The sequence below is a fragment of the Ochrobactrum sp. XJ1 genome (assembly GCF_024701725.1).
GTDB classification, from domain to species: domain Bacteria; phylum Pseudomonadota; class Alphaproteobacteria; order Rhizobiales; family Rhizobiaceae; genus Brucella; species Brucella anthropi.
Window position 1 is genome coordinate 88,188 of sequence record NZ_VDGD01000009.1, and the last position, 14,012, is coordinate 102,199.

Below are 14,012 nucleotides of genomic sequence, written 5' to 3' on the forward strand. Positions count from 1 at the left end.
GTTCTCTTTGTGCCAATGTAACTGTAGCGTTGATCCCGCCACCACATTTCTCACGCCGCGTTCGCTCTTGTCGCGACACCTGCTTCCCGCATCATCCATTGTCGGAATGCCGCGATCTTCGGCACGGTCATTCGGTCCGGCAGCACTACGACAAAATACCCTGCCGGCGTCGGAGCAGGCGCGTCGATCGCAAGCATGATGCTCCCGGCGTCCAGAGCGCGGGCCGCGTAAACATCCCGCACGATGGCGAGACCCTGGCCGGCAATGACACCTTCGATCAGCAATGCGTCGTCGGCGTAGCTTGGTCCTTTCGTGGCGTTGCGGGCCGGCTTGATGCCATGCGCTGCAAACCAGACGGGCCAGTCGGCCCGGTCGCGATCCTGCAGGAGAGGATAGCGAAGGCAGTCGGCCGGGTCGGTCAAAGGGCCGTCGAGCAGAAGTGAAGGGCTCGCGACCGCCACAAGGCGGGGCGTGAACAGCAAGGTGGCGTCGAGGCCGGGATACTTGCCGGAACCGTGCCGGATGGCCACGTCCACCATGCCGCCTGTCATGTCCGCGAGCTGTGCCGAGGTTTCAATCCTGATCTCGATCTCTGGATGCTGCGCGGCGAAGCCGCCAAGGCGGGGTGTAAGCCAACACGTCGCAAAGGACGGGGTCGTGCTGACGACCAGCGAACGCGGTCCCGGCCGGCGATCCTCAAAAAGCTGCACCGCAGCGTCGATCTGCTCGAAGCCTGGCGCGACCTTGGCGAAAAGGCGCAGGCCATGCGGCGATAGCTTCACCTCGCGGTTTCCGCGCTCAAGGAGCTGGACGCCGAAGCGCCCTTCCAGCGCCTTGACCTGTTGGCTTACGGCCCCCCGGCGTCACGTTCAGCTCCTGCGCGGCGCGCTTGATGCTGCCTTGCCGGCCGACCTCGACGAAAGTGCGCAGTGCACCGAAAGAAACTGGTGATGTCATGGCGTGGAGTTTAGGTGAACTAAATCGTTCGGCAAGAGATATGGTTTGTGTGGGCCGGGCCGAAATGTATCTCTGCCCCACATGCAAACAGACCATGCCCGATCCGAACACTTGTCCGCCGCCCTGGTCCGCCTTCTGGCGGTCGGCGCTGGTGCGGCCGTCGCCAACAGCTATTACAATCAGGCGTTCCTCGCCCATCTGACGGCGGATTTCGGGCTGGCGGTCGGGGCCGCCGCCATCGTGCCGGTGCTGACCCAGGCCGGCAATGCGCTCGGCGTGCTGTTCCTCGCCCCGCTCGGGGATCGGCTGGAACGCAAATCCCTCATCCTCGCGACCATCGGCGCTCTGGTGGTCGCGCTGATCGGTGCGGCCGTGTCGCCGGGTTTCGTATGGCTCGCGGTCGCCAGCCTCGCGGTCGGCCTGTTCGCCACGGTCGCGCAACAGATTGTGCCGCTCGCCGTGCATCTGGCCCCGCCAGCGGAGCGCGGACGCATTCTCGGCAAGGTGACAGGCGGCATCCTGATCGGCATCCTACTTGCCCGCACGGTCAGCGGCACGATCTCGGACCTTTGGGGCTGGCCTTTCGTGTTTTGGTTCGCGGCGGTCCTGATGATCGCGATCGGCGCGGCGCTGGCGCTCTGGCTGCCCCGCGTGCCGCCGACAACCGACTTGAGCTAACCGCGCCTGCTTGGCTCCCTATGGACGCTGGTGCGGACGCACGGCGTTCTCCGGCGAGCGGTCGCGGTGCAATTCCTGATCTTCGCGGCTTTCATCGGCTTCTGGTCGAATCTCGCGCTGCTGATGGCCGAGCCGCGCTATCAGCTCGGCGGCACGGCTGTGGGCCTTCTGGCATTCGTTGGCGTCGCTGGCGCGCTCGCTGCGCCGATCGCAGGCGGCTTCGCGGATCGGCGCGGGCCGGCGGTGGTGGTGTCCATTGGTGCGGGCCTCGTGGTGCTCGCCTTCCTCATTTTCGGGCTTTGGCAAGGCTCGCTCATCGGCCTGGTCGTCGGCATTGTGGTGATGGACCTCGCCGTGCAGTCCTCGCAGATCGCCAACCACGCGCGTGTCTATGCGCTCGATCCGACCGCCCGTAGCCGTCTGAATACCGTGTTCATGGCAACGATGCTCGCCGGCGGCGCGGTCGGGGCGGGCATCGGCGGTGCTGCCTACGCCACCTGGGGCTGGACCGGCACATGCGCTTTCGGCGCGATCTCGGCCGGCTTCGCATTGTTGCTGTCCCGATATTCCGACGCCCATTGACCAGAACCCTTAACAAGCATATGAGTGAGACAGGTCTTTATCATATAGGGCTTGTCCATGTCGCTCCGCGCCGACGCTGCCGAAAAACGCCAGCACATCGTTGAAACTGCCTATCGCCTGTTCAGGCGCGACGGCTTCCACGCCACCGGCATCGACAAGATCATCGCTGAGGCCGAAGTCGCCAAGATGACGATGTATCGGCACTTCCCGAGCAAGGAAGGGCTGATTGTCGAGGTTCTCGACTGGCGGGCCGAACGGTTCAAGCAGCAGCTCGACCAGCTCGCCGAAGCGGCGATGACGCTACACGAGAAAGTCATGGCGATTTTCGACTGGCACGAACGCTGGTTCGCTAGCCCGGATTTTCACGGATGCCTTTTCCAACACGCCCTTGCCGAGTTCGCAGATCCGGCCCATGCCGTATTCGGGGCGGTCGCACGGCAAAAGCACGGCCTGCAGCAGCAGCTGCGGGGCATTCTGGCGGAATCCTTGCCGGATGATCGCGCCAAGCACATCGCCACGACCCTGTTCATGCTCATCGAAGGCGCGACGGTGCTCGCTCATATGGGGCAGGGTAAGACGGCGATCGAGAGCGCCCGCCGCAATGCAGCCGATGTGCTGGCGCTGGCCAAGCCACGTCAATGAGTGCGGTTGTTGTCGGCCTCGCGCTGTTTGCCGCGATCCTGCACGCGACATGGAACGCCTTTCTGCGCAGCGGGGGCGATCGGCTCTGGACCGTGACCGTGATGAGCTTAGCCAGCACGGTCGTTGCCCTCCCATTTCTGTTCACCTACCCCCTACCAGCGTCGGGGGCCTGGCTCTATATCGTACTCTCGGCCGTTCTTCAGGTCGCATACAGCGTCTTCCTCGTCGCGGCCTATCGTTACGGCGAGTTGGGGCAGGTCTATCCGATCGTGCGGGGTACCGTGCCGCTGCTGGTGACGCTCGGCGGCTTCATCATCACCGGCGACAAGCTTGATTTCAATCAGATTGCCGGCGTCGTCCTTGTTGCCGCAGGCATCATGAGCCTGGCGCTAGGGAAGGAGCGAGCCTCTACCTCGTCCATTCTATTCGCGCTGGCGACGGGCGCGATCATCGCCGCCTATGCCATCGTGGATTCCATCGGGGTGCGCCAAGCCGGACAAAGCGGAGCCTACACGGCTTGGGTGCTTGTTCTCTATGGAGCATTTCTGCCGGCCGTATTTCTCGCGATACGCCGGCGGCTGGTAATCGATTTTCGGGCGCCCGACACATGGAAGGCGCTCGCCGGCGGATTGGTCGCAATGATCGCCTATGGGGTCGTGGTCGCGGCCTTCGCCCTCGGACCAGCCGGCCCGATCACCGCGTTGCGAGAAACAAGCGTCGTCTTCGCGGTTCTAATTGGCTGGCTATTTCTCGGAGAAGCCCTGAACGCCCGGCGCATCCTCGCCTGCCTGATCGTTGCGACCGGCGCGATACTGCTCGGGCAGTGAACGGTATCGACCGGCACGAATGGACGGACCTAAGTTTGGCCAATAGCGTCCTAAAACTCTCCACACGATTTCTACATGCAGTTTTCAGACAGCCACCGCAACTTTTGCGGTGCCGCAAAATAAAAATAGTCGCGAAGTCACCTGAACACATCAAAACCAAACAGACGAACTCCCAAACCTATGGGTTTCGGAAACTGAGCGATCTCGTGAGGCAAACGAACGACTTCGATCTGGAGCATGCAGAGGGCCGCCCACTGCGTATCCGGGTCAAGCAAAAATCAAGAAAAAAGAACTGATAGAACCTGTGTGCCGCGTATGAGATTTAGTCGATACGGCTGATTTTTGCACTCGACGTTGCGAGATACGGCTTGAAGGCTGCGGCAATCTTGGAAAGAAAGCCTTTGCTGAACGATCCCAGCACTTCCATGTTTGGGTCGTAGTAGAAGGAGGTCTCTGCCACGTGGTGATTGAATTCCGACACTGTAATCCAGGCATCTTTCCATTCGCGGATACCGGCACGGCGGCATTCGAGCTGCGGGATATCAAGCGCCGTCTGATCCGAACGTGGTGGGGTTCCCGAGATCGCCAGCAGAATAAGGTTTGTGTGGTTACCCCTGCGAATTGCAAGAACCAGGCAGACAGGTCGACTTTTCCGACCCTCTGTCTCTCCCTTGTCGCGTTGCCACGCCCAGAGATAGGGGTAACGGATGATGGAACCGTTAGATAGGAACTCAGCCATTGGTGTCACGCCCTTCCTCGATCAACCTGTCCAGTTCAGGAAGGATCATCGCCGCGAGGTCTGCAGGTGCTTCATTGGGGCCATAGACCTGGCGGGGATCGCCCCGGCTTTTCAGAGCTTCAAACTCGTCATAGGTCATGAGCACATATCTTGGCTTGCGATGCTGCGTGATCGCAACAGGCTGACGATCTGCAGCCATCGTCACGGTCTTGATGTCTCGCAGCAATTCGACAGTCGAAAACTTTTCCATCATCGCGACTCCATTCAACTTAGTCGGAATATACAAATTATTTGACTATTTTGCAAACTCCTGCGGCCGACCATAAGCACGATCAGGCCGCGTCACACACGTAACTGAGCTGGTGACGATTTTCCGCAAGTCCATCAACACAGGCAAAGTTTTCGTCCTGAACCAGCATCACTCCGGGAAAAGCTTGATACGTTGCTCCGTTTGCGCATCTTTGTCTGGCGTCGCTGCTTTGTGTGCCGAGACCGGACGATTGATTTTTACGAGGAACTTCGTAAAAAAGGCGAAGACGGGATTTAAGGAAGCAAGAAGGAAGGTGATCGTAGCGTTGCAGAATGGCGCCTACCAGCACGAGACGGCACGTTCGAACATCGATACCAAAACCTGCTTCTGACCGGAGCGGTGACCACTGAGGAAATCTGTGACGTGCTGAAACGCTGCGAGGGTCAGGATCATTCAGCCTCACCGCACCACCACGCACCGTCGATTGAGGTTCACATCATCCAGCGCGATAGCTGGTACATCAAATTCTACTTTGTTGACCCGGACACGGTGTTCATCAGCGTGCACCAATGAGGCGACACATGAAACTCTACCAACCCGGTGACACGAGCAAGGCGGTCTGCCCGCATTGCGGAAAGCTCGTCTCCACGACCTTCGCCTATCGGGACGTACCTTTTGAGGACGGCTCCGGTGTTGTGAAGGGGATATTGGCTGCAGTCTGTGACGAATGTCAGCACGTCATCGCCATCCCCGCGCAGTCGACACCAGCCATTCGGCGAGCGCGGGATGCGGCCGAGATTTCGCTCGAAGTCAGCATTCCTGCTCCCGAGGTCGAAAATCCTTGACGCAGCCGCCTATCGCGTCGATCCGGCGGCAACGACCCGCTTCAGGAAATCGCTCTTCGCGTTCTATCTCCAGCGATTACGCCATGGTCAGAACACGGCAGAAGTTCTACGCCGCGATTTCGAGGCATGGAACGCAGTGAAAGCGGCGCAACGCAAAGGCGTCAGTCATGACATTCGGATCCCACACCGCCGGCTGTCGTTCAAGATTTCGCCAAAGACCGACCGTGATGTTCAATGGCTCATGGAAGCGAGCGGTATGAACAAGACCGATATGGTTCGCAGTGTCGTCATGGAGATAGAGAAGGATCTTCTCGGACCGAAGGCACCACGGGAGCTTCGGCATCTGCAGGACATCGCTGCGGTGGTTAACGGCTGATAACACTGGTTCGAAAGGCTTTCGTAGGCTATTTCCGGCGTCAAAACGATGATCGTCCCCTCAGACTGCAGGGGACGGTATGCAAACGATCAGGCGGCCTGTTCGACATTTTGGCTCTCCTCACGCATCGAAGCGGCCAACGCCTCGTCGACATCGCTCAGTTGGCGACGTTTTAAAGCAAGCTCATCAGCAAAGGCGAACCTGCCGCCCTCACGGGTGCGATATGACGCGAGCCGTCGGCGGGCATCTTCGAGGCGATGACGATAACGATCACGCTCCTCCTCGAACCCGTCGAGCGCGTGTTCAAGGCGGGAGACGGCACCGAGTGGCGTCACCGTGACCGCCAGTTCGATCTCGTAGTCAGCACCGGTGCGCTGCAGCAGCGTCGCATAACGATAGCCATCGGCCTTGCCAAACCGTTCGCCCTCGTAGAGCAAATCGAACCCGCCGATCGATGCGAGATGAACCTCCCCATGCTGGCGAAGCTGGACGAGCGTCAGGATTTCCCGCATCAGGGCCCGGCCAGCCTCCTTGCGTTCATCGTGGACCTCACCGAGAACTGTCATGGTGAAGGAATCCGCTGCGGTCGGAATAAACCGCTTCAAGTCCTCACCGATCTCACCAATCCGGCGGGTTGCTGTTTCGATATCACGCTCGGCGTCACGGATCTGGCGTCGGACAGCATATTGGTCGTCGTCGTGGGCGGCGCGCAACCGTTCGAGCCGCGCGATATCAGCCTCCAAACCTGCCTTCTGCATCAGCCTCTCGTCGCCACTGGCGATCGCTTTCGCCATTGCGAACTGGTTGGCCTGCCCCTCACCGAGATCCTCAAGCCTGCGGATCGAGGTATCGCCGCTCAACGCGGCAGCGATGAACCTCGCCTTGCGCTCATTGTTTTGCCACATGGATGCGTCGAGGCTGCCTTCCGTCGCGTAGGCGAAAATATCGACCTCGTCATGCTGGTTGCCCTGACGGACGATCCGACCCTCGCGCTGCTCAATCTGCGATGGGAGCCATGGCACGTCCAGATGATGCAAGGCTTTCAGACGAAGCTGCGCGTTAACGCCCGTCCCCATTGTCTCGGAGGATCCGAGCAGGACGCGGATGCGGCCCGCGCGCACGTCGCCAAACAACCGTTGCTTGGCTTCAGTTTTCTTGAAATCCTGCATATAGGCGATTTCGGAAGCGGGCACGCCGAGCCGGACCAACTCATCGTGTATCCAGCGGTAAGCGGAGAAGCCGCGTGTCTTCTCGACATTGATGGTCCCGAGATCGGAAAAGATCATCTGGGCCGCGCCCGGCAGGTCGAAATCCTTGCCATCCGGGCGGCGAAAGATGCTTTCACCTGTCTCCTGCCAGATCCTGAAAGCGTTGCGCACAAGCATGTTCAGCTTGTTTTCATCCTCGTTGTCGTTCGCCGGCATAACCAGACGAAGATCGATCGCCGCATGGCGACCATCGGTGATCACCGATAAGAGAATGTCGTCACCGGGTTGTGCCGGTCCCTCACGCATCTCGATTGCCTTGATACGCGCTTCAAGGATCTGCTGATACATCTTGAAGGCAGGCGTCGGCTTGGCGGTGACGATCTGACGGCGGCCGGTCGAAATCGCCGGCACCCTGACATACTCGCGGAGGTCGTCGGGCATCACGACGTCGGCGAAGGCGCGGAACATGGCGATCAGTTCCGGTACATTCACGAAGCTCGCAAAGCGGCTGACGGGCCGGTATTTGCCGGACGGCTGGATCTCCAGTTCGGTTGACGTATCCCCGAAGCAGCTTGCCCAGGCGTCGAATTCGTGCAGGCCACGTTCGGCAAGCGCCTCATGTCCAAGCAGCCGCTGGATCGAGAACATCTCTCCGAGCGTATTCGTAATAGGCGTCCCCGATGCCAGGACGAGGGCTCGACCCGGATTTCGTGTTTCGATGTACCGGGATTTTACATAGAGATCCCAGGCGCGTTGCGAACCGTTCGGATCTATCCCTTTCAACGTTGACATGTTGGTCGCGAACGACAGCTTCCTGAATTCCTGAGCTTCATCAACGACGATCTGGTCGACACCGATCTCGGAAATGGTCAGAAGATCGTCCTTGCGCGTCGAAAGTGCCTCAAGCCGTTCTTGCAGTCCCTCCTTTAACCGTTCCAACCGTTTGCGTGACACACGATCCTCGCTGTCGACCCTGGTCAGCAGCTCCTCATAGAGCTCCAGTTCGTCGTGGATCATCTGTTGTTCAAAGGCTGAGGGCACACCGATGAACTTGAAGGCGGAATGGGTGATGATGATCGCATCCCAGGTCGCAGTAGCAGCGCGGGAGAGGAACCTCGCCCGCTTGTCCTTGGTGAAGTTGGTCTCGTCCGCAACAAGGATGTTGGCCGATGGATAAAGCGCGAGGAACTCACGTGCGGCCTGTGCGAGGCAATGTCCAGGCACGACCTGCATGGCTTTGGCAATGAGGCCCAGACGCTTCTGCTCCATGATGGCGGCAGCCATTGTCATGGTTTTTCCCGCACCGACAGCGTGGGCAAGATAGGTAGAGCCGGCGGAGATGATGCGCCATATGCCACGCTTCTGGTGTGAATAGAGATTGAAGGCCGAGCTGGCGCCGGGCAGTTTCAGATGCGAGCCGTCAAAGACCCGAGGCGCGATGTTGTTGAAGCGGTCGTTGTAAATTCTGGCCAACCGGTCAGTTCGATCGGGATCGGTCCAGACCCATTTTTGAAACGCCTCCTTGATCTTCTGAAGCTTGTCGCGCGCTGCCTCAGTGTCGACCACATTCAGGATGCGTCGCTCGCCGCCGACGTCCTTGATCGTATCGAAGATCTGCGGCACGCGGGAGTTCAGCGCGTCGGCGAGCAGTTCACCGGCATCGCGCCGGCTGGTGCCCCATTCGGACGTACCTGCGGCGCTGTATCCAAGCTGGCGCGCCTCCACCGTCCAGCTGCCGAGTTCGGGCATGTGGTGGATACGGATCTCGGCGCCCATCATCTCCTTCACGAAATCCACGACGTCGGCTGCCGGGATCCAGGGAGCGCCGAGGCGGGCGGTAATGTCGGAAGGCCGAAGATCGGCCGGCTGGACCGCCTGCAGGGCGCGGACATTGCGCTCGAAGGCTGGATCGAGCGCCGCAGCCGCCTGCGCTTCTGTCAGTCTGGTACGAACCGGGCCTGAGAGATAGGCGTCTGAGGTCTGCCAGGAGCCGTCTGCGGGATTCTGGAAGATTGCTTCGCCGAGTTCTTCAATCACCTGTTCGGCGGACATGTGCAGCAGTTCGGCGATGTGTTCGAGATCGACACGGCCGCGCTCGTTGAGCACAACAGCCAGCGCATCGCCAGCGCTGGTGATGACAGGGGCGACCGGTGGCGCGATCATCCGTTCAGAGAAGATCGGACCGGGCTTGGCCGTGTCGGTGTCGAGGTCGTAATCCTCGATCGATGCCACCAGCCAGCAATCGTGGTCGTCCCTGAACGGCGCCAGGTTCGGCTGCCGATGGCTCTCACGCACCTCACCGGTCTGTTCGTCCTCGCTGATTGAGACGGTGGTATGATTGATCGGGCCGAACTCCCGAACAAAGGCACCCCAGGCGATGCGCAACCGGACCTGAAGATCCCGCCAGGGTCGATCCTGTTCCTGGGCCTTCAGCACCTCGCGAACGGCATCGCGGATCGGCAGGAGCTTGCGAATGATCCGGGCATGCTTTTCGGGAATGCCGGCGCTGTTGCGACCCTTGCGTATGCCGATCGGAACGGGGGAGCCGTCGATCAGTTGCATGAGGTTATGCTGGCCGTCGAGGAAAAAGCTCCCTTCGCGGATTTTGGCATTATCGGGCTTCAGCTCGACGATCTCGGCAAGTTCTTCTTCCAGATCGAGATCGATGATGCTCGGCTCACCATCGTAGAGACGTTCGGGAAGCAGCGAGATTGCAGCCTTCAGCACACCCTCAAGGTCCTTGCCGGGACGCGGCTGGCAGGTATAGGTCTCCCCAAAGGGCCCAGAGGTCAGGGCATGGTCGCCGAGCACGAAGACGGGATGTCTGGCGAACCAGCGATTGACGCGGATCGCACCCTCATCGGCGGTAGCTGGACGGATTTCGTCAACGTCGAGCCAGGTGACATCGCCTTCGGGCTCACCGGCCTTGCGTTTGCGGAAGAACAGGATGTCGACCACGACATCGGTACCAGCGGCGGCGCGGAACGCGCCTTCCGGCAGGCGAATGGCAGCGACAAGGTTGGCCGATTTCGCAATATGCTCACGGGCCGTCGTATCGGCCTTGTCCATCGTGCCGTGGGAGGTGACGAAAGCGGCGAGAGCGCCTGGCTTCAGCAGATCGATCGACCTTGCAATGAAGTAATCATGCAGTCTCAGACCCAGGCTGCGATAGTTGCGGTCGGAGCGCACCGTTCGATCAGAAAACGGGGGGTTGCCGATGGCAAGATCATAAATCACCCCGAGATCGGTGCGGGCAAAATCACCATTGACGATCCGGGCCTTCGGCTGGAGGAGGCGGACGATCCGGGCGGTGACCGGATCGAGTTCGATGCCGGTGACATAGCTAGATGTGCGGAATGGCTCGGGCATCAGTGCCGGGAAAAGGCCGGTCCCGATCCCGGGTTCAAGAACGCGGCCGCCACGCCATCCCAGACGTTGAAGACCGGCCCAGATGGCGCGAATGATGAACTCGGGCGTAAAATGAGCATATTGCGTGCAACGTGCCAGCGAAGCGTAATCCGTCTCGGAAACCACACTTTCCAGCGAACCGCCGAGATCGTCCCAACCGTCCCTGAATTCGACCTCGCCGGGGCGGCGGAACATGCCGTTCGCCAGTTCGGAGGCTCCAAAACCGGTAAAACGGATCAGCCGTTTCTGCTGTTCGCGCGTCACCGGAATATCGAGCTTCGCGATCTCGTTGGCGGAGAGGATGGCGGCGACATTGATCCTGGCGCGCTCCTTCCAGCTTCTGGGAAGGTCGCGATCATCGTCATCGAGATAGAAGTTGGCACGATCGCCCATCTTGCGAGGCGCTGGTGGTTTGGCAGCGACAACAGGCATCGGGACGACATGCTCTTCAGGCGCGGCGCTTATGTTTTCATGCCCTGCCGGTTCGGGGGCAAATCCTTCAGTCGTGCCAAGGCCAAAACCAAGCCCGGAGGAGAGCGCGGTATTGCCGAACATGTCGGGGGAAAAGGGATCGTTGGACATCTGGTGAATGCTCCTGAAAAAAAGACGAGCGTCATCGACTGGGTGAACCGGCATGACGCTCGCGTGGAAGGGGGAAAGGTTGTGGTTGCAGCGGACGACGATGCGTCAGCCGCCTTGAATGACCGAGATCTGCATCGCGTCTTCCTCGAAGGCGAAAGAGAGATGCGTTCCGCCAGGGCTGGCGGCGATCATTGCTTCGAGGCTCTCGGCATCGATGAAATCGACACCGTCGTCGCCGCCGAAGGTCTGGCGTTTGACCTCGAACCAGTCGTCATTTCGCTCGGGGTGGCATTCTTCTGCATAGACGACCATCGGCTTACCGCCTTCCGGCAACTTGCCGTTGGACATCACATACACCCCATGGTCTCCGACGAGCCAAAGGCCGGGCCTCTCCCCCTTGCCGGGTTCGAGATCATAATAGGGATCGCGGTAACCTCCATTGGCCTTGGCGTCGCCGCGACCACGTGCGATGACGTCGAGGATGGATTGGACCGGGAAAGTCAACATGGTCGATCCTCCCTCAAACCGCGATGGGAAGTGGCGGGATCTCATTCGCCACCGATGCTGGCCTTGCGGCGGCCGCAGGTGACGGCGGCGTCGGATCCGGGTCGTCGTCATTGGCGGCCGGCGGGATGAACCGGCCTTTCGATCCAGTCGACCGTCCGGCAAACGATCGGATTGGCGACGGCGTGAAGGATTTGCTGGGCATGCACTTCTCCATACTGTTGAGCGACCGATCGTGCCGCCGGATTGAAATCCGTCGGGACATGTCGAGACTGTGCGATCGCTGTTTTTCGGGGATGGAGCGGAAGCTCCCCGACGCTTTTCGCGTCTTTTCGGACCTTCCAATCCAGCTTTTCACCGCCGCATTGGCGATGGCCGGTCAAGGGCCGCTTTAGCGGCGAAGCCTGCCCTTGACGGGCCGGAGCCACATGCGGCAAAGGTCTTCTTTTCTTCTCCTTCCCTCTCCTTCCCTCTCCTTCCCTCTCCTTCCCTCCCCTTCCCTTCACAGGGTCCGGAACCAGAAACGGCGGTCGGCCTCCAGCCGTACCCGCTCCGCGCGGGCCTTCCATTCGGGCATCAGCTGCGCCTTGCAACGCAGGATCAGGCGTGCCACGCGGCGCGACCGTTCATCATCATCGCCAAACAGATCAGGGTGGGCCCTGAGCCGCTGCAGAAGACGCTCATTGTTCATCGGAGCCACTCCAGACGTCCGCAACGTCGTCGTCCAGCCGTACTTCAAAGGGGCCGAGCCAGTCCCGGATCCATTGCGGAGCATCACCCTCGTCACGCAGATCATCCCTGATCTCAGCCTTGGCATCCCAGTCCGCGTCTGTCGGAAACCGTTCGAGCAGCAGTGACAGGGACACGGTCCACTCCGTCGGCTCGGAGACATCGACCTCAATCGCCTGATCGCCGTGCCAGATCTGCGGCACGAAAGTCAGTGTCACGCGCCGGTCTTGCAGGCAGGCGCCCGGCAGACGCCGATGTCCCTCATCCGAGGTTTGCGGTTCGTGGTCCGGACCGTAGGACCGTGTTCTCTCATAGTCAGGGTCTTCCGCTTCATCGACGAGATAGCCCACGACTTCCTCGACATAGTTGGCCTCGATCACGCCGTTGCCGCGGGGATTGAGACTGACGGCAAATCCGTTGCCGAACAGACGTTCGTCGGCCGCCGCAATGGCGGCCTGGTGGTTTGCGGCATCGACGTCAACCTTCACCCGGACCACGGCGTAGACATGGACGAAATGCTTTCTGCGCGCAGGATCGCCAGGATCCTTTCCAGCTGCCGACATGGCGGGAGATGGGGCTTGCTCGCTCATCGGCTTGCCCCCTGCTGCACGTCGAGCTTCTTCAGCACGCGGGCGGCGGCGTCCTCGAGCGTTGTTGCGAAGTCCGGGCCATTTTCCGTCCATTCGAGCACTTCGAGGACTGCCGGGATAAATCCGTAGTCGAACGGGGCATGGCGATCGATCAGCTCCCGTCCAAGATGGTCGTGGATCTGGAGCGCATAAATGGCCGCCGGCCGCGCCCATCGCCGCAGTTCGATCGAACCGAACTGTGTCCAGAGCAACATCAAAGCGTGAATGTTCCGCACAAGCGGTTTGTCGTGTTCGAACAGGATCCGGTAGTCCTGCATGGCCTCCCAGCAGCACAGGGCCGCGTCCAGTTGCTGGCTGTGGATGTCGGCGATGGCCGGTGCCGGCGTGGCGAAGGACTCGATGAACCGACGAATGGTGGTCAGTGAATTGCGGCCGCCGGCATCAAGCATGAACTGGTCGTGCGGGAAACGCCCTGTGATCTGGCGATCAATGGCACTGCGGCACTGCGCATACGCGCAAGAGCCGGATCGGCATTTGAGAGATCCGGCGCGCTGGGCGTGTATCGCAGGCCCTCAGCGGGCCTTTGTGTCTCGGTCGCAGCGCGCAGCTCCTCGAAGAGATTTTCGCTGGAACGGCCGGCGCATTCCGTTGCTGTGATCAGCATGATGCTGGCGCTGAAACTGTCGGGCCTCTGCGATGGATGCCGGGACCATTCGAGTACGCGCACTTCCGAAAGCGTTTCGGACCGTGCAACAATGTCCTGCAGGATGAATTCCCAGGATCTTTGTCGCAGATCGATCTCTATTCTGTCCCGGCCATCGATCTGCTCGCGCCAGCATTCGGCGACGATCCGGTTCAGCTCGCTCTTCGTTGCACGGCGAGACGGTTCATAGGCGGCCGAGAGATCGCCCGCAGCGAGGCTGAACGTCAAGGCGGCGCCGCGGTCGGTATAGAGCAAGAGCGCGTTGTCGACCTCACCTGCGTCGAACACGCTGGAGAGAACCAGCCGTTCGAGCTCGGTGATGTCGGTAAGTGGGATCGCCGGGTTGATGACGATGGTGGTTTCGAGGTCGTCCATGGGATTCTCCTTATCTA

General features: G+C 60.5%; 15 protein-coding genes and 1 pseudogene. 7 read left to right on the top strand and 9 right to left on the bottom strand.

Annotation, left to right across the window (positions count from 1 at the left end; translation table 11 throughout):
- Window positions 1–50 precede the first annotated feature (50 nt).
- A complete protein-coding gene (locus FG152_RS17310) occupies window positions 51–782 on the bottom strand; it encodes a LysR substrate-binding domain-containing protein (RefSeq protein ID WP_498987414.1) in 732 nt (243 codons plus the stop codon).
- Window positions 783–1,068: 286 nt separating this feature from the next.
- Here FG152_RS17310 and FG152_RS17315 point away from each other — a divergent pair, with 286 nt between their 5' ends.
- From FG152_RS17315 to FG152_RS17335, 5 genes and pseudogenes are all read left to right on the top strand, one after another.
- A complete protein-coding gene (locus FG152_RS17315; RefSeq protein ID WP_498987417.1) occupies window positions 1,069–1,635 on the top strand; it encodes an MFS transporter in 567 nt (188 codons plus the stop codon).
- 66 nt (window positions 1,636–1,701) lie between these two features.
- On the top strand, window positions 1,702–2,217 hold the full coding sequence (locus tag FG152_RS17320; RefSeq protein ID WP_498987418.1) for an MFS transporter: 516 nt from the start codon (window positions 1,702–1,704) through the stop codon (window positions 2,215–2,217).
- 57 nt (window positions 2,218–2,274) lie between these two features.
- Entirely contained in the window at window positions 2,275–2,859 is a 585-nt protein-coding gene (locus FG152_RS17325; protein ID WP_498987420.1) for a TetR/AcrR family transcriptional regulator, read from the top strand.
- A complete protein-coding gene (locus tag FG152_RS17330) occupies window positions 2,856–3,686 on the top strand; it encodes an EamA family transporter (protein WP_498987423.1) in 831 nt (276 codons plus the stop codon). Before FG152_RS17325 ends, FG152_RS17330 begins: the two co-directional genes overlap by 4 nt.
- Window positions 3,687–3,859: 173 nt before the next feature.
- A pseudogene (locus FG152_RS17335) lies at window positions 3,860–3,982 on the top strand (OST-HTH/LOTUS domain-containing protein); the annotation flags it as partial.
- A 26-nt stretch (window positions 3,983–4,008) separates the two neighbouring features.
- Here FG152_RS17335 and FG152_RS17340 read toward each other — a convergent pair.
- Window positions 4,009–4,425, bottom strand: a complete 417-nt coding sequence (locus FG152_RS17340; RefSeq protein WP_498987426.1) for a hypothetical protein — start codon at window positions 4,423–4,425, stop codon at window positions 4,009–4,011.
- Complete coding sequence (locus FG152_RS17345) at window positions 4,418–4,678, bottom strand: type II toxin-antitoxin system Phd/YefM family antitoxin (RefSeq protein ID WP_498987427.1); 261 nt, start codon at window positions 4,676–4,678, stop codon at window positions 4,418–4,420. Before FG152_RS17345 ends, FG152_RS17340 begins: the two co-directional genes overlap by 8 nt.
- Before the next feature lie 578 nt (window positions 4,679–5,256).
- On the opposite strand from FG152_RS17345, the gene FG152_RS17350 reads away from it, so the two are divergent.
- The gene (locus FG152_RS17350) at window positions 5,257–5,520 is read left to right on the top strand and encodes a hypothetical protein (protein ID WP_498987429.1); all 264 of its coding nucleotides are present in this window, start codon (window positions 5,257–5,259) and stop codon (window positions 5,518–5,520) included.
- The gene (locus FG152_RS17355) at window positions 5,462–5,896 is read left to right on the top strand and encodes a hypothetical protein (protein ID WP_498987432.1); all 435 of its coding nucleotides are present in this window, start codon (window positions 5,462–5,464) and stop codon (window positions 5,894–5,896) included. Before FG152_RS17350 ends, FG152_RS17355 begins: the two co-directional genes overlap by 59 nt.
- Window positions 5,897–5,985: 89 nt before the next feature.
- Here the strand turns inward: FG152_RS17355 and FG152_RS17360 are convergent, their stop codons facing one another.
- The 6 genes from FG152_RS17360 to FG152_RS17385 all read right to left on the bottom strand — a co-directional run bounded on the left by FG152_RS17360 (window position 5,986) and on the right by FG152_RS17385 (window position 13,995).
- The gene (locus FG152_RS17360; RefSeq protein ID WP_498987435.1) at window positions 5,986–11,094 is read right to left on the bottom strand and encodes a helicase-like domain-containing protein; all 5,109 of its coding nucleotides are present in this window, start codon (window positions 11,092–11,094) and stop codon (window positions 5,986–5,988) included.
- Between the two features lie 105 nt (window positions 11,095–11,199).
- Window positions 11,200–11,601, bottom strand: a complete 402-nt coding sequence (locus tag FG152_RS17365) for a DUF3085 domain-containing protein (protein ID WP_498987439.1) — start codon at window positions 11,599–11,601, stop codon at window positions 11,200–11,202.
- Window positions 11,602–12,100: 499 nt separating this feature from the next.
- Window positions 12,101–12,289, bottom strand: coding sequence for a hypothetical protein (locus FG152_RS17370; RefSeq protein ID WP_498987442.1), 189 nt, complete (start codon window positions 12,287–12,289; stop codon window positions 12,101–12,103).
- On the bottom strand, window positions 12,279–12,917 hold the full coding sequence (locus FG152_RS17375) for a hypothetical protein (protein WP_498987443.1): 639 nt from the start codon (window positions 12,915–12,917) through the stop codon (window positions 12,279–12,281). The genes FG152_RS17370 and FG152_RS17375 overlap by 11 nt, the downstream gene beginning before the upstream one ends.
- Entirely contained in the window at window positions 12,914–13,366 is a 453-nt protein-coding gene (locus tag FG152_RS17380) for a hypothetical protein (RefSeq protein WP_498987446.1), read from the bottom strand. The genes FG152_RS17375 and FG152_RS17380 overlap by 4 nt, the downstream gene beginning before the upstream one ends.
- Window positions 13,336–13,995, bottom strand: a complete 660-nt coding sequence (locus tag FG152_RS17385) for a hypothetical protein (protein ID WP_498987449.1) — start codon at window positions 13,993–13,995, stop codon at window positions 13,336–13,338. The genes FG152_RS17380 and FG152_RS17385 overlap by 31 nt, the downstream gene beginning before the upstream one ends.
- Between the last annotated feature and the right edge of the window lie 17 nt (window positions 13,996–14,012).

Bases quoted from the DNA above. Each gene is read 5' to 3' on its own strand.
- FG152_RS17370 (WP_498987442.1), bottom strand. From the start codon at position 12,289: ATGAACAATGAGCGTCTTCTGCAGCGGCTCAGGGCCCACCCTGATCTG.
- FG152_RS17375 (WP_498987443.1), bottom strand. From the start codon at position 12,917: ATGAGCGAGCAAGCCCCATCTCCCGCCATGTCGGCAGCTGGAAAGGAT.
- FG152_RS17365 (WP_498987439.1), bottom strand. From the start codon at position 11,601: ATGTTGACTTTCCCGGTCCAATCCATCCTCGACGTCATCGCACGTGGT.
- FG152_RS17340 (WP_498987426.1), bottom strand. From the start codon at position 4,425: ATGGCTGAGTTCCTATCTAACGGTTCCATCATCCGTTACCCCTATCTC.
- FG152_RS17350 (WP_498987429.1), top strand. From the start codon at position 5,257: ATGAAACTCTACCAACCCGGTGACACGAGCAAGGCGGTCTGCCCGCAT.
- FG152_RS17355 (WP_498987432.1), top strand. From the start codon at position 5,462: ATGCGGCCGAGATTTCGCTCGAAGTCAGCATTCCTGCTCCCGAGGTCG.
- FG152_RS17345 (WP_498987427.1), bottom strand. From the start codon at position 4,678: ATGATGGAAAAGTTTTCGACTGTCGAATTGCTGCGAGACATCAAGACC.
- FG152_RS17360 (WP_498987435.1), bottom strand. From the start codon at position 11,094: ATGTCCAACGATCCCTTTTCCCCCGACATGTTCGGCAATACCGCGCTC.
- FG152_RS17380 (WP_498987446.1), bottom strand. From the start codon at position 13,366: ATGCTTGATGCCGGCGGCCGCAATTCACTGACCACCATTCGTCGGTTC.
- FG152_RS17325 (WP_498987420.1), top strand. From the start codon at position 2,275: ATGTCGCTCCGCGCCGACGCTGCCGAAAAACGCCAGCACATCGTTGAA.
- FG152_RS17330 (WP_498987423.1), top strand. From the start codon at position 2,856: ATGAGTGCGGTTGTTGTCGGCCTCGCGCTGTTTGCCGCGATCCTGCAC.
- FG152_RS17385 (WP_498987449.1), bottom strand. From the start codon at position 13,995: ATGGACGACCTCGAAACCACCATCGTCATCAACCCGGCGATCCCACTT.